This window comes from Bradyrhizobium diazoefficiens (assembly GCF_016616235.1).
Classification (GTDB): Bacteria; Pseudomonadota; Alphaproteobacteria; order Rhizobiales; family Xanthobacteraceae; genus Bradyrhizobium; species Bradyrhizobium diazoefficiens_H.
In genome coordinates this window covers 6140945-6158504 of the sequence record NZ_CP067100.1, presented here as the reverse complement: position 1 = coordinate 6158504, position 17560 = coordinate 6140945, and the positions used below count along the sequence as shown (strand labels likewise).

The window sequence follows — 17560 nt, the reverse complement described above, 5'->3', positions numbered from 1 at the left end:
GCGTCATCCGCAGCTTCCGGTTTACAAAACGAGAAGGCCGCGCTCCTCGCGCGGCCTTGATCCAGGTTGGTCCTGATCGAAGTCGGTCCGCTCAGTAATCGTAGCCGGGACGTCCGGGATAGTATTGCCGATTGCAGGCCCTGCGGCCACGGTCGTAGGCAGCGGCATCACCATGGGCGAGCCCGCTGACATATTTCAGGCAGCGCACGTAATTGTCGTTGCCGAGCCAGTCCAGGCCGCCGGCGGCCGCGGGGGAGATCTGGGCGGAGCCGGCCAGCAACGTGACGGCAACGAGCGCGGCGATGGCCGAAAGAGGAAGCGTTTTCATAGTCTGCATCTTTTCGAGATCGGGGCTGCCCAGTGCAGCCCGCTGTAGATTGACGATGCCCCATCCTTCAGCGAACGACTGTGCCGTGCGTCACATGGCCTGAGGCAGGCCTTGCAGACTGTCGCTATGGCTATCCGCCAACATCAAACGAACAGGGCCGCGTTGTTGGCGCGGCCCTTGGGATGCTTGCTCGGAAACGCTGGCCCCGTCTCACTTCAGCGAAGCGACCGGTCCGCTCGCGGCTGCCGGGTCGGGATCGAAGCCGAACACGCCGACCAGATATTTGTAATAGTCCGGCATTTTCTCCTTGAGCGCCTCGCGCGACTTCGGATCGTGGAATTCGCTCTTGCCGGCCAGGAAGATGCTGCCGGTCACGGCGAAGAACTCCACGGGATTCTTCATCGCATAGGAGTCCTTGGGCAGCAGGTCCTTGGTCCTGGCCAGCGCATAATAGAGGATCACGCCCTTGTTAGCGTAGCCGTCCGGCAGCAGCCGGGCATGATAGGCGTGCAGCAGCTCGTGCAGCAGCACGGCCTCCTTCTCGTAGCGCATCATGTCCGGGCGCAGCATGATGACGCCGAGGCCCGAATCGACCGCGAGGTCGACGGCATTGGGATTGGTCCAGCGCTGCTTGTCATGGTCCCACACCGTCAGCGTCCGCGGCGCGCTGCGCTGGATGTCCGGCGTGACGCGGCCGTAGCAGGCGGTCGCGGCGCCTTCGTCGAGGCAGGCGAGCTCGCTTGCGACGATCGGGACGGTGCGGAAGAAGCGCAGCACGCGCGGCGACAGGCCGGATGCTTCGACGACGTCGATCTGCTGCTTCACATTCTCGGTGAGCTTGTCGACGTCCTTGCGCTCGGAATTCTCCGTGAGGTCGAACATGTAGCCGCGATAGCTCTGGAAGCCCGGCGGCAGCGGTTGTGCTGCGCCCGCGGCATCGAGCGAGCCGGCATGGGACGGATTGGCGAAGAGCGCGCCGACAATGGTTGCGGTGAGCAGCAACGCAATGCGCATGATGAACCCCCTGATGTCACTTCGCCCGGCAGGATAGGCCACCGTTGTTTGCGAAACGTGAGTGGGGCAACACTAAGGCACCGATGTTGAGGCGTGCTTAACCGCTGGTTGCAGATCGCGGATGCGGATTAGGCCCGGGTTAACCAAGCGTGGATCGGCAGCGCGCTTCGGCGTAACATGCGGGGAGGGCAGCAAGCCCGATCCAAATAGCCGGAAGGAGGATGCCATGTATGCCGCCATCCGTCAGGCCAAGGCGAAAAGCGGGAGCGCCGAAGAGCTGGCGCGCCGCATCAAGGACGGCGCCGTGCCGATCATCAGCGACATCGAGGGCTTTCGCGCCTATTACGTTGTCTATGCTGGCGACGATACGGTGACCGCGATCTCGATCTTCGACAAGTTCGAGCAGGCCGAGGAGGCAAACAAGCGCGCGATCGCCTGGATCGAGAAGGATCTGGGGTCATTGCTGGCAGGGCACGCCAGTGCCGCGGCGGGACCGGTGATCGTGCATACGCTGGCGTGAGTTGGACGGATCAATCGCGCCTCACAGTCAACTGTCATCGCCCGGCTTGACCGGGCGATCCAGTACGCCGAGGCGGTTGTGAGTCAGTCGAAAGGCCCGCGGCGTACTGGATGCCCCGCCCTCGCGGGGCATGACAGTGGTGTGTGCCGCCCTCACAACTCCCTCGCATTCGAGAACGCGAACGAGCTCACCCGGCGCGTCGTCTCGTCCAGGATCAGCGTGCGCGTGATCGGCGGCTCGGCGCGCTGGGCGCAGTTTTCGCGCTCGCAGAGCCGGCAGTTGACGCCGATCGGCGTGCCCTCGGTCTTCTCGAGGTCGATACCCGCGGCGTAAGTCAGGCGCGCGGCGTGGCGGATCTCGCAGCCGAGACCGATAGCGAAGCGCGGCTGCGGCAGCGGATGCGGCGCCACGGGCCGGCGCACCATTTGCGCGATCGAGAAATAGCGCGTGCCGTCGGGAAGCTCGATCACCTGCTTGAGCAGGCGATCCGGCGTGTCGAAGGTCGAATGCACGTTCCACAACGGACAGGTGCCGCCGAATTTCGAGAACGGGAAGGTGCCGGAAGAGAAGCGCTTGGAGACGTTGCCGGCATTGTCGACGCGGAGCAGGAAGAATGGAATGCCGCGCGCGTTCGGCCGCTGCAGGGTGGTAAGGCGGTGGCAGACCTGCTCGAAGCCGGAATTGAAGCGCTGCGCCAGCACGTGGATATCGTAATTGAGCGCTTCGGCCGCAGCGAGGAAGGCCGGATAGGGCATCATCACGGCGGCCGCAAAGTAATTGCCGAGCGTGATGCGGAACAGCCGGCGCGGCGCATCGTCGAGCGGGCCGGCGCGGCCGATGATGGTCTCCAGATGCTGCCCGCATTCCCCTAAGCCCAGCTGGAAGGCCAGCTGGAACGCGCGGCCGGGCGGATCGACCAGCTCCGAGATCAAGAGCTGGCGGCGATGACGGTCGAACCGCCGCAGCGTCTCGCGCATCACGTCCACGGGCATGATGCGGGTCTGGATCGAATGCTTTTCGCGCAATCGCGCCGCCAGCGCCGCATAGAGGCCTTCAGCCGGCACGTTCAGCTCGTCGAGCAGAGTCTCCGCCGCCTGCTCCAGTTCCGGAAAATAGTTGCGGTTGGCCTCGATCAGCTCGCGCACGCGCTCGACCGGATTGGCCTCAAAGCGCGTGCCGACGTCGCGGTCGGCCATCTGCGCTGCCGCCAGGGTCTCGCCCTGGCGCGCCTCGGTATAGGCGGCATAGAGCCGCTGCAGCGCGTGGGTGACGCCGGGGCAGAGTTCGGCGAGATCGCGCAATTCCTGCTTGGGAACGTCGATCTGGCGGAACAGCGGATCGGAGAAGATCTCGTTCAGCTCGGCAAAAAAGCGGTCCTCATCGGCGGTGGCAAGGTCGCGCAGATCGAGGTCGTAGGTTTCAGCGAGCCGCAGCAGGATCTGGGCGGTTACCGGGCGCTGGTTGCGTTCGATCAGGTTGACGTAGCTCGGCGAGATCCCGAGCCCCTCGGCGATCTGGGTTTGCGACAGCCCCAATTGCTGCCGGATCCGCCGGAAGCGCGGGCCAACGAACAGCTTTTTCCCGGTTTCGGAGGGCATTTTCAGATCTCCAGAGGCATCAAAGTCAGCCTTGTTCGTTGATCTTTTACAATAAATTACAAAATAACATCTATTACATGTACTGATGTTACATGACATCACCATTCAAATGCAAGGCCTCTATACGAACTTCCCTTTCTCGCGTTTAGCTCATGAGACGCATTTCGCAATGCACTGTCAAAAATGTCGGTGACGAAAAGTCGTCATCATCGAGAAGGATCAGGCATATGAATTATCAGCCCCGCGGCATCAGCACCCTCGAGCGCCCGGCCTCGTATCAAAGCGAGATCGAGGCAGCCCAGGCGCTCCTCGAGACCAAGCCGACCTGGAACGGGGTGACGGCCGAGGCCGTCGCGCGCATGCGCCTGCAGAACCGCTTCAGGACCGGCCTCGACATCGCCCGCTACACCGCGGCCTTGATGCGCGCCGACATGGCGGCCTATGACAACGACCCGACCAAGTACACCCAATCGCTCGGCTGCTGGCACGGCTTCATCGCCCAGCAGAAGCTGATCTCGGTCAAGAAGCATTTCGGCAAGACCGATCGGACCTATCTCTACCTCTCGGGCTGGATGATCGCGGCGCTGCGCTCCGAATTCGGCCCGCTGCCCGACCAGTCGATGCACGAGAAGACCTCGGTGCCGGCGCTGATCGAAGAGCTCTACACCTTCCTGCGCCAGGCCGATTCGCGCGAGCTCAACGACATCTTCCGTCTGCTCGACAAGGCGCGCAAGGAAGGCGACAAGATCAGGGAGAAGGAGCTGATCGAGAAGATCGACAACTTCCAGACTCACGTCGTGCCCGTCATCGCCGACATCGATGCCGGCTTCGGCAATGCGGAAGCGACCTATCTGCTCGCCAAGAAGATGATCGAGGCGGGCGCCTGCGCGCTCCAGATCGAGAACCAGGTCTCGGACGAGAAGCAGTGCGGTCACCAGGACGGCAAGGTCACGGTTCCGCACGAGGTCTTCCTCGCCAAGATCCGCGCCTGCCGCCACGCCTTCCTCGAGCTCGGCGTCGAAGACGGCATTGTCGTGACCCGCACCGACTCGCTCGGCGCCGGCCTGACGCAGCAGATTGCCGTCAGCCACAAGCCGGGTGACATCGGCGACCTCTACAACGGCTTCCTCGATTGCGAGGAAGTGACGCCGGAGAACGCCCGCAACGGCGACGTCATCATCAATCGCAACGGCAAGATGATGCGTCCGAAGCGGCTGCCCTCCAACCTGTACCAGTTCCGCCCCGGCACGGGCGCCGACCGCTGCGTGCTCGATTGCATCACCTCGCTGCAGAACGGCGCCGATCTGCTCTGGATCGAGACCGAGAAGCCGCATATCGAGCAGATCGCCAGCATGGTCGACCGCATCCGCAAGGTGGTGCCGAACGCCAAGCTCGCCTACAACAACTCGCCGTCGTTCAACTGGACCCTCAACTTCCGTTGGCAGGTCTACGACGCGATGAAGGAAGCGGGCCAGGACGTCAGCCAGTACAACCGTGCCGAGCTGATGAAGGCGGAGTACGACGACACGCCGCTGGCGAAGGAAGCCGACGAGCGCATCCGCACCTTCCAGGCGGATTCGGCCAAGCGTGCCGGCATCTTCCACCACCTGATCACGCTGCCGACCTATCACACGGCTGCGCTGTCGACCGACAATCTCGCCCGCGAGTATTTCGGCGAGCAGGGCATGCTCGGCTACGTCAAGAATGTGCAGCGCGCCGAGATCCGCCAGGGCATCGCCTGCGTGAAGCACCAGAACATGGCCGGCTCCGACATCGGCGACGACCACAAGGAATACTTCGCGGGCGAAGCCGCCCTGAAGGCGGGCGGCGCCCACAACACCATGAACCAGTTCGGCTAACCCAACAGGCACTTCGACAGGAGACTGACAATGACCAACAGCAATTTCTGGGTGATCGGCGGCGAGTTCGGTTCGATGAACTTCCACAAGCTCGTGGAAGGCTCGGCCCAGGTCAAAGGCCCGTTCAAGACCCGCAAGGAAGCCGAGGACTGCTGGAAGGAAGTGTCGGAAGAAAGCCGCCACAAGGCGGGGGTCCGCTTCTCGATCGTGGAAGAGCCCTCGCGCGTCTCGGCCTGACGGCCTTTGTCGACCTGAATTAAGAAGACGTCCAAGGACGGATGGTCCCATCCAGGCTCTGCCTGGGTGGGATCGTCTGTTTTTGGCACAGGTCGGGCAGCTGTGGGCGGCGTAAGTATCTGGAATTGTGGACCCTTTGCGGACGGTTTGGTTGCTGATAGGTTAATGGCGGAAAGTCGAGGACGAGGCCGCCAATGTCAGAGCCCGAGACCAGCGGGACCTATCCCAGCCAGCCGCGCCCGGTGCGGCTGCGCGATGCGCTGTTGCGCGCGCGGATCGAGGCCGCCGACCGGACCGGCGTGGTCGTCGATCTCAGGGATGCCGAGGTGGCGCGGCTCGAGATTCTGAACGACGCGCTCGATCCGCTGTTCGCCCAGGTGCCCGACCAAATCGACCTGTTTGACCGCGGCATCAGCCAGGGCGACACGCCCAGGCTCTGGATCGACGTCGTCGCCCACGTCATGATGGGGCGTGACAAGCGGCAGTACCGCTTCGTCCAGGACACCCGCTTCGGCCGCATTGTGCTTGCCGAATCCCACGACACCTCGGTGATCGTGGATGCCGCCACCGACTATGTCGCGCGCCGCATGATCGAGCGCGAGCGCGCGATGGTGGTCCCGCCCGAGCCGAAGGCCGAAGTCGCCGAAAAGCCGCGGCGGCGTTCGCGCATCTGGCCGTTCTTGCTCGGCTTCATCCTCGGCGCCGCCGCGCTGTTCGGCGTCGCCCTGGTCGCGGTCCTGCGGAGCTGGTGAACGCTCTCTCCGTCGTCATTCCGGGGCATGCGAAGCATGAACCCGGAATCCATTCATCGTCGCGTTTTGTGGCCCGATGGATTCCGGGCTCGCGCTTCGCGCGCCCCGGAATGACAGTGACCTCAGATCAACCTCACATGCTTGATCTGCTGGATCTGAAACCCGGCCCCAAGCCCCCGCACTGTCTGCTCGCAGCGCCAGCCGGCATTGTCCTTGTCGATCGTGAAGAGATTATACGCCGCCGCCGGATAATGCCCATGCGCGAGCGCGGAGGCCGAGGGCACGCCGAGCGCGGGGATGTTGCCGTTTGGGCCCTCGAACCACATCGTCGAATGGATGTGGTCGTGCCCGTGCAGGATCAGCTCGACGCCGTGGCGCTTGAGCAGCGCCAGCAGCGCGGCCGAGTCGGTCATCCGCTTGTGCCGTGCGACGGACTTCAGCGGATGATGCACCAGCAGCACGCGGAAGAGATCTTGGGCCGCGAGCCGTTCGAGCACCTCTGCGAGCGCGGCGAGTTGCTCGCGGCCGAGCGTGCCTGTCGCCATCAATGGCAGGGTCGGCACCGCCGTGGACAGGCTGATCAGCGCGAGCGGCCCGCGCCGGCGTACGCTCGGAAAGCCGATGCGGCCGTCGTCGCCGGCAAGATAGGGCGCAAAGGTCTCGCCGAAGCGATGAAAGGTGGCGCGGACATAGGCGTCGTGATTGCCCGGAATCGTGGTGACGCGGTCGGGCGGCCCGACATCGTCGAGCCAGGCGCGCGCCGGCGCGAACTCGGCTTCCAGCGCGAGGTTGACGAGATCGCCTGTGACCGCGATGTGATCGGGCGCCTGCGCCTTGATGTCGGCGACGAGTGCGTCGAGCACATCGCGGCGCTGGTACTTATGGCGGTTGCGCGTCCAGTTGACGTAGCCGAGCACGCGCTTGCCCGCGAGCTCGGCCAGGTGCGGCTTCGGCAGCGGCGCGAGATGCGGATCGGACAGATGGGCGAGCGTGAAGGGGGCCAGCATGTTCTGAGTCATGGCGCGCGATTGCCTCGCTATTCGTCTGCTGTAATGGCAAGGTCGCGGGCAGCGCGCAAGCCAAGCCTGAGCAAGCCAAGCCTGAGCAAGCCAAGCCTGAGCAATCGAAACCTGAAGAGGAGCGTCAAGGAAGCCTGATGGGAGAACGTCTGAACGTTGTCCGACGGAAATTCGAGCCGCTGCTGCGGCGAATCTTCCACACCTATTTCCTGTTCGTTCGCGGCATGACGCTCGGGGTTCGCGCCGTGGTGCTGGATGCCGACAACAGGGTGTTCCTGGTCAGGCACAGCTATGTCAGCGGCTGGTATCTGCCCGGCGGCGGCGTCGATTATGGCGAGACCATGGAGCAGGCGATGCGGCGCGAGCTCAAGGAGGAGGGAGATATCGATCTCACTGGAGAGGCCGTGCTGCACGGCATCTTTCTCAACAGCCACGTCTCCCGCCGCGACCATGTCGCGGTTTATGTCGTCAGGCAGTTCAGGCAGGAACGTCTGCCCGCGCCCAATCGCGAGATCGCCGAATGCGGCTTCTTCGCGATCTCGGCGCTGCCCGAGGGCACCACATCAGGCACACGGCTGCGGCTCGCGGAAGTGCTGGATGGCAAGCCGCTGATGCCGACGTGGCGGTGAGGACGAGGCGGAAGGAACGTGCTTCTTTTGCGGGCTATTTTTGTGTTAGGAGGAATGTCGCATGGGGCAAAACGACTTCATCCCGAGACTTGAATCGCTTCGCGGATTGGCTGCCGTTCTGGTCGCCGCCTACCATTGCGGCGCCATGTACTTGCAATACCCGGCGTCCGGGTTTTCGCGGGTCTATTTCGCCTTCGCCAACGGCCTTGGCTGCGTCGTCGTTTTTTTCGTCATCAGCGGATTTGTTCTCGCCAGAAGCCTGGACAAGGCGGATCCCATCTCCTTCGTTTCGTTTGCCAGGCACAGGGCCTTTCGTCTTTTGCCGGCGTCCATCGTTGTCATCGGCCTGCTCACGTTTCTTCACGAACGTTTTGGGTTCTATGTCGGCTTTGAGGGTTCGTTCGCACCTCTCAACGTCTTGCTCAACATGCTTCTCGTCAAGAGCGACATAAATGGCGTGATGTGGTCATTGACGGTTGAGATTGCCGCGACGCCGCTGATCTTCATCTCCGTCCGAGCATACCGGAAATACGGCAGGACGCCTCTCCTCGCGGTTGCCGCCGTTCTGTTCGGCCTGTCGTTCGTTGGCCAGTATCGGGATCTCATTGGTGCGAATTTAGCGCCGCTTTATGCTTTTCTTGCAGGCATTCTCGTTCATTTCGAAGGACCGAAGATCGCGCGCTTTGTTTCCCTGCGGACGTCGATTTGGATTCCCGTCCTCGGTACTGCACTTTTCCTTGTGGCGGGCATGCTCAAGCAAGACGCCGGTTTGATGATCTTGATGGATTGCATCGGTGGAGCTTTGCTCGTATTGGCGATTTCGCAATGGCCGTATCAACCCGCGATGAAACTGCTCGATTGGCGTCTGGTGCGCTTTTACGGCCGCATATCCTACAGCTTCTATTTGCTGCACATGCTCACGGTCGCGCCGGCGATAGCTCTGGGCGCTCGATGGTTCGAGCACCTGAACCCCTGGGCAATTGCGATGACCCTATCGGTGCTGACTACCCTCGCAGCGGCCGGGCCTGCGCTGGCCTGCTACAAGCTGGCCGAAGTTCCCGGGATCAACCTCGGTCGCCGGCTCGCAGGCCTGACTAGCTTGCGCAACCGCGCCTTTGCGCAGTAACGGTCCTGCCTCCCATGCTCGCGAGCGAAACTGGTTGAATCGATGGATTTCACCAAACCTGCAACTCGAGGCACCCCGTCGGCGACCATGCCAGAGCTCGAACTGACGATCTTGATGCCTTGCCTCAATGAGGCTGAAACGCTGGCCGTCTGCGTTGCCAAGGCGCAGGCGTTTCTTGGTCGGAGCCGGATCGCAGGCGAGGTTTTGATTGCCGATAATGGCAGCACCGATAATTCGCAGCATATCGCTGAGGCCGGGGGCGCTCGTGTCATCAACGTTCCCATGCGCGGCTACGGGTCAGCACTCCGCGCCGGTATCGCGGCGGCTCGCGGCCGCTATATCGTCATGGGTGACGCTGACGACAGTTATGATTTCGCACGCCTCGATGCATTCCTGGAGCGCTTGCGGGCCGGTGATGACCTGGTGATGGGAAACAGGTTTCGCGGAGGCATCGAATCCGGCGCGATGCCCTTTCTTCATCGCTATCTCGGAAACCCCATCCTGAGCTGGTTGGGCCGTCTGTTCTTCTGCACATCTCTCCGCGATTTTCATTGTGGCATGCGGGGCTTTTCGCGGGATCAAATTGCGAAACTGGACCTGCGGACCACCGGAATGGAGTTTGCGAGCGAAATGGTTGTTCGCGCCACGCTCGTCGGGTTGAAAATATCGGAAGTGCCGACCACGCTCTCGAGGGACGGCCGATCACGTCCTCCGCACCTGAGGACGTGGCGCGACGGCTGGCGTCACCTCAAGTTTTTGCTGCTATATTCGCCGAGATGGCTGTTCCTTTACCCCGGCGCGCTGCTCGTGGCGGTCGGGATCGCGCTGAGCGGTCTCTTGTTTTTTGGGCCAATCAGGATCGGTGGCATCGGTTTCGACATTCGAACGATGTTGGTGGCATGTACCTGCCTCATCGTGGGCATTCAGGGCATTTGCTTTGCGACGATTGCCCGCGGTTTCGCCGAGGATCTGAATCTTCTTCCGCCATCTCCGCGATACGGCCGCATTCTCGAAGCCTGCACCCTCGAGCTCTTCGTTTTTGGAGGCATGGCCGTCTTCGTGCTGGGAGCCGCCGGCCTGATGACGGCCATCGTCAAATGGGGCGAAACCAATTTTGGACCGCTCGACGTCTCGAGCTTGCTCCGTGTCGTGGCGCTTTCCACGACCGCGATCACAGTGGGGGCCCAGCTGGTATTCACCGGCTTTCTCGCCGGGCTGATGTCGATCAAGCACAATTAGCGTCTGATGTACTTCCGGCCATGGTGATGGGATGAAGTTTCTCAAATTGGCGTTCGGCGCGATCTGTCTGCTGATCCTTGCCAGCAACGTTCGTACGACGTCGCATTGGACTGAAGCCCGCGGCGTGTGGGACGACATCTGCTATTTGCGGCAGGCGCACCTGTTTCAGCTGTATGGGATCGGTGGATTGGATACGGATGTCTCGCGGGATGAAGATCACTTCCTGCAAGGCAAGCTGAAGGAAATAGGTTTCCCCGAGGGGGCCCCTGCACCATGCCATCCTCCGGCGGCCAACGGAAAATATGTGATGCAATATCCGCCGGGTACGGGGCTCGTGCTCGCGCTGTTTCCACAGGGCCGTCAGGTGGTGCTGCTCTACATCAGCGTCAATCTGATCGTCTGCGGTTTCGCATTGCTCGCCATTTTCCTCGCGCGGTCGCTATGGCCGCTCGTGGGGGCGGGCGTGTTTGGTGCGCTGGCGGTCTACATGATGATCAACCCGGCCAAGGCCAGCTATTCCATTGCCCCGACAATGGCGATCTGCCCTCTCGTAGGCTGTCTGACCGCCGTCTGGCTGATCAGGGCGAAGAACAATGTTTGGCTTGTCCTGCTGATCGGCCTCCTGCTCGGACTCTCCGTCAACCTCAGATTGCCGAACCTGCTCTTGGTGGCAGGCTATGTCCTTTTTCTCGGCCTCTCCTTTCTCCGCTCGCGAACGGCTGCGACGTTTGTACGAGGATTGGCTCTTGGCCTGGCCTTCGTCGTCGGGATGATTCCGACCTTGGCCGCCAATGCGATCAACGCCGGCAGTCCGTTTGCAACGACCTACAGTCCCGACGATGCCACCGCGCCCACGATCGATCTCAACATCCTGAACCAGTATCTTCACGACATGCAGTTCGTTCTGGTCCTGCTCGCGGTCGGCTCGACCGCCTGGCTGTTGCGGACCGGCCAGGGCGGAGGACGGCAGGTCGCCCTCGTCGTGAGTGGCAATCTTCTCGTCAACCTTATCTTCTTCCTTAGCCATCCTACGTTCACGCCTTATTATGTCGTTCCGATCGCTATGCTCTCGGTATGGAGCGTGTGCTTCGCACTCATCATGCAGCCGGCCGAATCTGCGGAGCCGGCCCGCTTGGGAGAAGCGATACATGTGTGAACCGACAGCATGGTTCGATGGACCTGGGCGCGCCCGGATGCTATCCGCGTATTGACATGAACGATCTCTCGCTCTCCATCCTTCCCGAAGCTGCCGGCGACGCCCAGGCGATCGAGCGGCTGCACGAGCGCACCTTCGGCCCCGGCCGCTTCGTGCTCAGCGCCTATCGCATCCGCGAGCATGTCGACCATCTGCTCGACGTCTCCTTCACCGCGCGCATCGGCACGCTGCTGGTCGGCTCGGTCCGGCAGTTGCCGATCCTGATCGGCGAGACCAGGGCGCTGATGCTCGGGCCGCTCACCGTCGAGCCGCCGTTCCGCGGCCGCAGTATCGGCCGTCAGTTGATGGAGCGCGCGCTGAACGACGCCAGGGAGAAGGGCCACGCCATCGTGCTGCTGGTCGGTGACGCGGCCTATTACAGCCGCGTCGGTTTCAAGCCGGTCCCCAAGGGCCGCGTCACCATGCCCGGCCCGGTCGATCCGGCCCGCGTCCTGGTATTCGAGCTCGTCGACGGCGCCTTCGAAGGCGTGTCGGGGCAGGTCAGCCCGGACTGGAGCCAGGCGCGGAATCGGCGGTCAGGCCCGTAGCCCGGATTTCGCTTCGCTCCATCCGCGCTACGGCTCGCCACAGCTTGCGCGCTCAAGGTGAGAAAGCCGGGGCCCGCAGCCCCCGACAGAGTCGCGGCTAGAACTTGAAGTTCGCGAACGCCCGCACGCCGATGCCGGGCATCAACACCTCGTCCTTGGTGTAGGACACCGAATTGCGGATCTTCTCGTTGAGAAGATTGTTGCCGACGAGACCCGCATACATTTCGCGCGCGCCGAACATGTTCGGGTCGAGCTTGGTCTTGTAGGTGACCTCCGCCTTCAACAGGTTGTAGCCGGGCGTCGGGGTCTCGGCGATTTCCGCGATGTTGCCTTGCGGGAAGGCGTGCAGCAGGTTGATGCGTGTCAGCCAGTTGGCGTCGCGCCAGAACAGGCCGGCACCGATGCGCGCCGGCGGAATCCGGGGAACGTTGGTCCCGTCGGTGAAGGTGGCGCGAACGATGTCGAACTGGTCCTCAAAACCCCAGATGCCGCCGTAGAGCTGCCCGACATCGACCTGGCTCTGGAATTCGCCGCCGCGGAAGATCGCGTTTTTCTGCGAATAGACGGCCTGGTTGAGTTCGGCACCGGGCGCTCCGCAGGAGGCAAAGTCGCCGTCGCACATGACGCCGGTCAGCCGCCGGTAGATGAAATTGTCGAAGCGGGTGTAGTAGGCGGTCGCTTCGAAACGAAGCGGCCCTGTCGCGCGGCGCAGGCTGGCCTCGACCGTCTTGGCGGTCTCGATCGTCAGGTTCGGGTTGCCGATGTCGAAAGTGGCGGTCGCATCGTGCCCGCCGCGGGAGAACAACTCGGCCGGCTTCGGTGCGCGCTCGACATACTGCGCCGTGAGGCTGCCGACGAGGTCGTAGGGCAGATTCTGGATCAGGCCGACGCTGCCGCTCTTCGGCGTGAAATTCAGATTGCGGCCGACGCTGGTCTGAGGGGCGCCATTGGGCAGGAAATCGGCCGGAAAATCCGGCGTGGATCCGCTCAAATCGACATGCTCGATGCGGCCGGCGATCTGCGCCTTGGTCGTGTCGGTGAACTTCAGCTCATTGAAGACATAACCCGCTTCGCGCATGTTCCGGTTCGGGTCCCAGAGGCCGTTGAAGAGCGCGCCGGGATCGTCAGGACTCGGCGCGGTCAATTCCTGATGCGCGGCCTGCAGGCCGAACGCGGTGGTGACTTCGGCAAAGCGCGCGTTGAACGGCATCAGCTGGACTTCGACGCGGACTTCCTGCTCCTTGTTCGTAAAGGTCTGCCGCACGCCGTCGGTTGTCGGGTCGGCGGGATCGGCAAGTCCGATCTCATTGTGCCGGTAATCGGTCGCGCCCGCCCAGAAGCGGACGGCGTCGATCGCCGCCGCATCAGGCCGGTACTCGCCCTTCATCGTGATCTTGGTCTGATGGGCGTCGATCCGGGTGTGGTGATCGGCGCCGTCGATGCCGGGGATGTGGTAGAGCGAATCGTTCTGCGTGATCGCCGCGCCGATGTAGCCACCTGTGAAGAAGTACGAGCCGCCGATCGAGGCGCCGTCCGATTGGGTTGCCGAATTCGGCTGATGGCTGCCGACAGGACGCGTGTTGTCGAAGCGATAGGGATAGCCCGGAATGTAGTAGTCGGAGGTGTTGCGGCCGTAGGCGTCGGCGTGGATGGCGAAATTGTTGCTGCCGCCGTCGAGCAGAATGCCGCCTTCGACGCCGCGGTTGACCGAGTCGAACGAGGTGCGCGTCTCGGCGGTGACGCAAGGCGACGTCGCGGCGGTCGCGAGCGGCGCCTTGGTCGGCATGCCATAGGTCTGGAACGACGGCGCGCAGGCAGGCAGCGCATCCGGAATCCGGTTGTTGGTGGCGGCGACGACGCCGCCGATCGACTGCGATCCGTAGCGCAGCGCAGCAGGTCCGCGGATCACCTCGACCTGGTTGGTCGCGAGCGGATCGACGGGAACGAAATGATCCTCGCCGAGGTCGGAGGCGCCGCCGGCATTGGTGCCGTTCTCGACGATTCCGACGCGGTTGACGTCGAGGCCCCGGATGATCGGCCGGCTGGAGGCGCCCGGCGCAAAGCTCGAGCCGGTGATGCCCGGCTTGGAGAACAGGAGATCGCCGAGCTGGCCGCCGCCGGCGCGGCGGATCTCCTCGTTCGGCACCACGGTGACGGTGGCGAACTGGTCGGTCACGACAGGCAGCACGCCTTGCTGGGGGACGGGCGCCGCGGCCACCGCCGGAGCGGGTGCGGCGGCGGGTGCCCGCACGTGGCTGCGCGACCGCCCGGTGCGCGCGACCCGCACCGGGCTGCGGGTCGGCACCGCCCTGCGCACGATCGGGCTCGGGGCCGTCACGGTGACGGCCGGGATCTCGGTCGAAGACTTGTCTTCAGCGAATGCCGAGGTGGCGGCGGCGCCGAGCAGGAGCAAGCTCGCTCCGCTAAGGCGCTGCGCGCGTCGCAGTTGAAATGACATGGTCCTGATTCCAGTCAGGCGCCGTCCGGATGATTGTCTGTTGATCGGAGGCGGCCTGCCGTCGCGGCGCGACGGAATTCGACTTCAACTTCTCCCGGGCATTCGCCTGAAAGCGGCGCGCCCGGGCGTGATCAGACGTTGGAAGTCAGGATGCGGGAGGCGCGCGCGGCTGGAACGCCGTGCCAGCCGATTTCAAATGGATGAACTCGGCATCGGTGGTGCGATAAAGCAGCTCGATGGCCTGCGGCAGTTGCAACAGAGGCGGCGTCGCGAACAGAACGGTGCCTGCCATCGCGAAGACGGCGCAGATCGCGCAATTGTCCTCGCCTGGCTGCTCTCTGTGGGGGCTCGCTGGCGATTGCTTCTGGACCGCCGCGCGGTCGGTCGAAGCGCTTCTGTTGCTGCTATCCGTCTGCTGGAGCGAGGCTGCCGCGAGCGGCGTTGCCTGCGCGAACCAGTGGCTGTGGCCGAAGGTCAGCGCGAACTGCACCAGCATCGCGAACAACGCGAGCCGGGCGCCGTGCCTGATATTCGACCGGAACCACTTCATCTGGAAACGCCACCCCACATCGCGAGGCGCCAATTGCGGGCGGTCGCGATGTTATAGTGTAACATCGCAGGGTCGGGGAACGGATGTCAACGGCGTACGGCCCTGCGGGCGAAGGCAGCCGCCCCGATGTGTCGTTCGGGCAACTAGATCATTATGGGCTGAAGTCGATTCGAGTTGGGCCAACAGCGTTGCTCTCCCCGTTCCCTCCCCCCTTGTGGGGGAGGGGCAGGGAGGGGGGTGCCACACGGGGGTTCTTTCCGTCGCGCACCTACGTGTGATGCATCGCCAATAACCGGCACCACTTGCTGGGCCACCCCTCTCCCTAGCCCTCCCCCCACAAGGGGGGAGGGAACGCACCGCCGTTGCGGCGCTGGGCGAGCTCATCTCACCAAGCTCTAGGAATTCACCGCCCCTCGCGGACCCAGGTCGCGGCAAAGGCGCCGAGCAGCAGCAATAGCCCGATCAGGCCGGCGAAGATCGGCAGCACGCCGACGCCCTTGACGACGCTGGCGTCGCGCATCCGCACGCCCATCCAGCCGTCGCCGTGGAACACGCTCGCCGAACGCGACGGCACGATGCGCGGCAGCTCGACGCTGGAGCCACTCGCCACGCGCACGGCGTCGCCGCCGGTGGCCTGCGTCAGCGGCTTCAGGGTTTCGGTGGTCGAGGTGACTTCCGAAAACTCCTTCGGATTGGTCGGGCCGACATTGATCAGCGCCTTCAGCGTGCCGTCGGTCGCCTGCCACAGGCCGAGTTCGTTGGCCGGCAGGCTGGCGCGCCACTCGCCGGGATCGCCGGCGGCGAGCGTCAGATCGTGCGACACGCCCGACGGCGAGGTCACGCTCACAGGCGGAACGCTGTCGGCCATGGTCTGGCGCACCACGATGAGATCCTTGCCCTGCACCTGGAGGCGCAGCGCCTCCTCGTCGAGATCCGGCTGCTTCATCAGCCAGTGCGACATCCGCCTGAGCAGATCGAGATGCGGGCCGCCGCCCTCATAGCCGCGCGCCCACAGCCAGATGTGGTCGGAGAGCAGCAGCGCGACGCGGCCCTCGCCGAAGCGTGACAGGAACAGCAGCGGCTTGCCGTCGACGCCGGTCATGACAGGCGGGTTGACGGCATTGCGGGTGTCGACGGTGCGGAAGAAGCGGCTCCAATGCGGCGGCTCGCTGGCGGAGCCTTCCAGCCCGCGCGTGACGGGATGGCGTTTGCCCAGGTCGGACAGGTGCGCATAGAATGGCTTTTCGGTCACGCCGACCGGCTCTGCCGGCAGCACCGAGTCCAGCGGCGTGCGCCAGATGCTGGTGTTGGACGCATAGTCGGGACCGGCCGAGACCAGCACCGCGCCGCCCGCGCGCACATACCGCGCGATGTTGTCGAAATAGGCGATCGGCAGCACGCCCTGGCGGGCATAGCGGTCGAAGATGATCAGCTGGAATTCGTTGATCTTCTGCTGGAACAGCTCGCGGGTCGGAAACGCGATCAGCGACAATTCGTTGATCGGCGTGCCGTCCTGCTTCTCCGGCGGCCGCAGGATAGTGAAATGCACGAGATCGACGCTCGCGTCGGACTTGAGCAGATTGCGCCAGGTGCGCTCGCCCGAATGCGGCTCGCCCGAGACCAGCAGGACGCGCAGCTTGTCGCGGACGCCGTCGATGGCGACGACGGCGCGGTTGTTCACCGGCGTCAGCTCGCGTTCGAGCGGGGAAGCCTCGATCTCGACGATGTTCGGGCCGGCATGCTTGATGTCGACATCGACGCTCGCGGTCTGACCGCTCGAGAGGGTGCGCTCGTTGATGGTCTCGCCGTCGCGGCGGACCGTGACCTTGGCGCGCTCGCCGGAGACGCCCTGGTCGTCGAGGCGGTAGGTGATGGTCTGGGTCTGGCCGACGATGCCGAAGCGCGGCGCCGCCGTGATCGCGATGCGGCGGTCGCGCTCGTCCTTCTGCCCGGTGATCAGCGCGTGCACCGGCGCCTGGAAGCCGAGCGCTGTGGCGTTCGCGGGAATGTCGTGGACGCGGCCGTCGGTGATCATGAACGCGCCGGCGACGCGGTCGACCGGCACGTCCGCCAGGGCCGAGGCGAGGGCGCCGAACAGCCGCGTGCCGTCGGTCTCGCCGTCGGCCTGTCCGGCGTCGACGACACGGACTTCCAGGCCCTTGATCTTCTTCAGGCTGTCGACCAGCGCTTCCTGCGCCTGGGCTGCCTCGCGGGTGCGGTTACCGAAATTCTGGCTCGGGCTCTTGTCGACCACGACGGCGGCGACGGAGGTGAGGGGATCGCGGTCCTCCCGGGTGAAGGAGGGATTGGCAAGCGCCAGCAGGAACAGCGCCAGCGCCGCCACGCGCACGGCTGCGCCCCGCGCGCGCGCCAGCAGCAGCACGATCGCGATGACGACGATCGCCGCAAGCGCGAGCCACAGCACGAGCGCAGGTACCAGCGGCGTGAAGGCGATGCCGTAATTCATATCGATCTTCTATTCAGTTTG

The 17560-nt window shown here is 63.9% G+C and carries 16 protein-coding genes; 9 read left to right on the top strand and 7 right to left on the bottom strand.

Annotated features, from left to right (window positions below; genetic code table 11):
- Nucleotides 1-91: 91 nt before the first annotated feature.
- Both JJB99_RS29300 and JJB99_RS29295 read right to left on the bottom strand, forming a co-directional pair.
- Nucleotides 92-328, bottom strand: a complete 237-nt coding sequence (locus JJB99_RS29300) for a hypothetical protein (RefSeq protein ID WP_200495710.1) — start codon at nucleotides 326-328, stop codon at nucleotides 92-94.
- A 210-nt stretch (nucleotides 329-538) separates the two neighbouring features.
- On the bottom strand, nucleotides 539-1342 hold the full coding sequence (locus tag JJB99_RS29295; protein ID WP_200495709.1) for a hypothetical protein: 804 nt from the start codon (nucleotides 1340-1342) through the stop codon (nucleotides 539-541).
- A 226-nt stretch (nucleotides 1343-1568) separates the two neighbouring features.
- Between JJB99_RS29295 and JJB99_RS29290 the strand changes: the two genes are divergently transcribed.
- Nucleotides 1569-1862 (top strand): antibiotic biosynthesis monooxygenase, encoded by a 294-nt coding sequence (locus tag JJB99_RS29290; RefSeq protein WP_200495708.1) that lies wholly within the window; start codon nucleotides 1569-1571, stop codon nucleotides 1860-1862.
- Between the two features lie 152 nt (nucleotides 1863-2014).
- Here the strand turns inward: JJB99_RS29290 and JJB99_RS29285 are convergent, their stop codons facing one another.
- The gene (locus JJB99_RS29285; protein ID WP_200500346.1) at nucleotides 2015-3460 is read right to left on the bottom strand and encodes a helix-turn-helix domain-containing protein; all 1446 of its coding nucleotides are present in this window, start codon (nucleotides 3458-3460) and stop codon (nucleotides 2015-2017) included.
- A 227-nt stretch (nucleotides 3461-3687) separates the two neighbouring features.
- Here JJB99_RS29285 and JJB99_RS29280 point away from each other — a divergent pair, with 227 nt between their 5' ends.
- The 3 genes from JJB99_RS29280 to JJB99_RS29270 all read left to right on the top strand — a co-directional run bounded on the left by JJB99_RS29280 (nucleotide 3688) and on the right by JJB99_RS29270 (nucleotide 6308).
- Complete coding sequence (locus JJB99_RS29280) at nucleotides 3688-5319, top strand: isocitrate lyase (RefSeq protein WP_200495707.1); 1632 nt, start codon at nucleotides 3688-3690, stop codon at nucleotides 5317-5319.
- A 30-nt stretch (nucleotides 5320-5349) separates the two neighbouring features.
- Nucleotides 5350-5556, top strand: coding sequence for a DUF4170 domain-containing protein (locus JJB99_RS29275; protein WP_200495706.1), 207 nt, complete (start codon nucleotides 5350-5352; stop codon nucleotides 5554-5556).
- Between the two features lie 194 nt (nucleotides 5557-5750).
- The gene (locus tag JJB99_RS29270) at nucleotides 5751-6308 is read left to right on the top strand and encodes a hypothetical protein (RefSeq protein WP_200495705.1); all 558 of its coding nucleotides are present in this window, start codon (nucleotides 5751-5753) and stop codon (nucleotides 6306-6308) included.
- A 122-nt stretch (nucleotides 6309-6430) separates the two neighbouring features.
- Here JJB99_RS29270 and JJB99_RS29265 read toward each other — a convergent pair whose 3' ends face one another.
- Nucleotides 6431-7312: a metallophosphoesterase family protein gene (locus tag JJB99_RS29265; RefSeq protein WP_200500345.1), complete on the bottom strand. Its 882-nt coding sequence runs from the start codon at nucleotides 7310-7312 to the stop codon at nucleotides 6431-6433.
- Nucleotides 7313-7464: 152 nt separating this feature from the next.
- Between JJB99_RS29265 and JJB99_RS29260 the strand changes: the two genes are divergently transcribed.
- The 5 genes from JJB99_RS29260 (at nucleotide 7465) to JJB99_RS29240 (ending at nucleotide 12064) form a co-directional block, all read left to right on the top strand.
- Entirely contained in the window at nucleotides 7465-7956 is a 492-nt protein-coding gene (locus tag JJB99_RS29260) for an NUDIX domain-containing protein (RefSeq protein ID WP_200495704.1), read from the top strand.
- A gap of 61 nt (nucleotides 7957-8017) precedes the next feature.
- A complete protein-coding gene (locus tag JJB99_RS29255) occupies nucleotides 8018-9082 on the top strand; it encodes an acyltransferase family protein (RefSeq protein WP_200495703.1) in 1065 nt (354 codons plus the stop codon).
- 42 nt (nucleotides 9083-9124) lie between these two features.
- Nucleotides 9125-10321, top strand: coding sequence for a glycosyltransferase family 2 protein (locus tag JJB99_RS29250; protein WP_200495702.1), 1197 nt, complete (start codon nucleotides 9125-9127; stop codon nucleotides 10319-10321).
- A 31-nt stretch (nucleotides 10322-10352) separates the two neighbouring features.
- Nucleotides 10353-11477: a hypothetical protein gene (locus tag JJB99_RS29245; protein ID WP_200495701.1), complete on the top strand. Its 1125-nt coding sequence runs from the start codon at nucleotides 10353-10355 to the stop codon at nucleotides 11475-11477.
- A gap of 56 nt (nucleotides 11478-11533) precedes the next feature.
- Nucleotides 11534-12064 (top strand): GNAT family N-acetyltransferase, encoded by a 531-nt coding sequence (locus JJB99_RS29240; protein ID WP_200495700.1) that lies wholly within the window; start codon nucleotides 11534-11536, stop codon nucleotides 12062-12064.
- Nucleotides 12065-12161: 97 nt separating this feature from the next.
- Here the strand turns inward: JJB99_RS29240 and JJB99_RS29235 are convergent, their stop codons facing one another.
- The 3 genes from JJB99_RS29235 to JJB99_RS29225 all read right to left on the bottom strand — a co-directional run bounded on the left by JJB99_RS29235 (nucleotide 12162) and on the right by JJB99_RS29225 (nucleotide 17539).
- Nucleotides 12162-14522, bottom strand: a complete 2361-nt coding sequence (locus JJB99_RS29235) for a TonB-dependent receptor (protein ID WP_200495699.1) — start codon at nucleotides 14520-14522, stop codon at nucleotides 12162-12164.
- Between the two features lie 145 nt (nucleotides 14523-14667).
- Nucleotides 14668-15072, bottom strand: a complete 405-nt coding sequence (locus tag JJB99_RS29230; protein ID WP_200495698.1) for a DUF2946 domain-containing protein — start codon at nucleotides 15070-15072, stop codon at nucleotides 14668-14670.
- Nucleotides 15073-15475: 403 nt separating this feature from the next.
- Entirely contained in the window at nucleotides 15476-17539 is a 2064-nt protein-coding gene (locus JJB99_RS29225) for a hypothetical protein (protein WP_200495697.1), read from the bottom strand.
- Nucleotides 17540-17560: the final 21 nt, after the last annotated feature.

Coding starts and splice junctions, on each gene's coding strand:
- JJB99_RS29240 (WP_200495700.1), top strand. CDS start 11,534: ATGAACGATCTCTCGCTCTCCATCCTTCCCGAAGCTGCCGGCGACGCC.
- JJB99_RS29245 (WP_200495701.1), top strand. CDS start 10,353: ATGAAGTTTCTCAAATTGGCGTTCGGCGCGATCTGTCTGCTGATCCTT.
- JJB99_RS29285 (WP_200500346.1), bottom strand. CDS start 3,460: ATGCCCTCCGAAACCGGGAAAAAGCTGTTCGTTGGCCCGCGCTTCCGG.
- JJB99_RS29300 (WP_200495710.1), bottom strand. CDS start 328: ATGAAAACGCTTCCTCTTTCGGCCATCGCCGCGCTCGTTGCCGTCACG.
- JJB99_RS29225 (WP_200495697.1), bottom strand. CDS start 17,539: ATGAATTACGGCATCGCCTTCACGCCGCTGGTACCTGCGCTCGTGCTG.
- JJB99_RS29230 (WP_200495698.1), bottom strand. CDS start 15,072: ATGAAGTGGTTCCGGTCGAATATCAGGCACGGCGCCCGGCTCGCGTTG.
- JJB99_RS29295 (WP_200495709.1), bottom strand. CDS start 1,342: ATGCGCATTGCGTTGCTGCTCACCGCAACCATTGTCGGCGCGCTCTTC.
- JJB99_RS29280 (WP_200495707.1), top strand. CDS start 3,688: ATGAATTATCAGCCCCGCGGCATCAGCACCCTCGAGCGCCCGGCCTCG.
- JJB99_RS29270 (WP_200495705.1), top strand. CDS start 5,751: ATGTCAGAGCCCGAGACCAGCGGGACCTATCCCAGCCAGCCGCGCCCG.
- JJB99_RS29255 (WP_200495703.1), top strand. CDS start 8,018: ATGGGGCAAAACGACTTCATCCCGAGACTTGAATCGCTTCGCGGATTG.
- JJB99_RS29250 (WP_200495702.1), top strand. CDS start 9,125: ATGGATTTCACCAAACCTGCAACTCGAGGCACCCCGTCGGCGACCATG.
- JJB99_RS29290 (WP_200495708.1), top strand. CDS start 1,569: ATGTATGCCGCCATCCGTCAGGCCAAGGCGAAAAGCGGGAGCGCCGAA.
- JJB99_RS29275 (WP_200495706.1), top strand. CDS start 5,350: ATGACCAACAGCAATTTCTGGGTGATCGGCGGCGAGTTCGGTTCGATG.
- JJB99_RS29235 (WP_200495699.1), bottom strand. CDS start 14,522: ATGTCATTTCAACTGCGACGCGCGCAGCGCCTTAGCGGAGCGAGCTTG.
- JJB99_RS29260 (WP_200495704.1), top strand. CDS start 7,465: ATGGGAGAACGTCTGAACGTTGTCCGACGGAAATTCGAGCCGCTGCTG.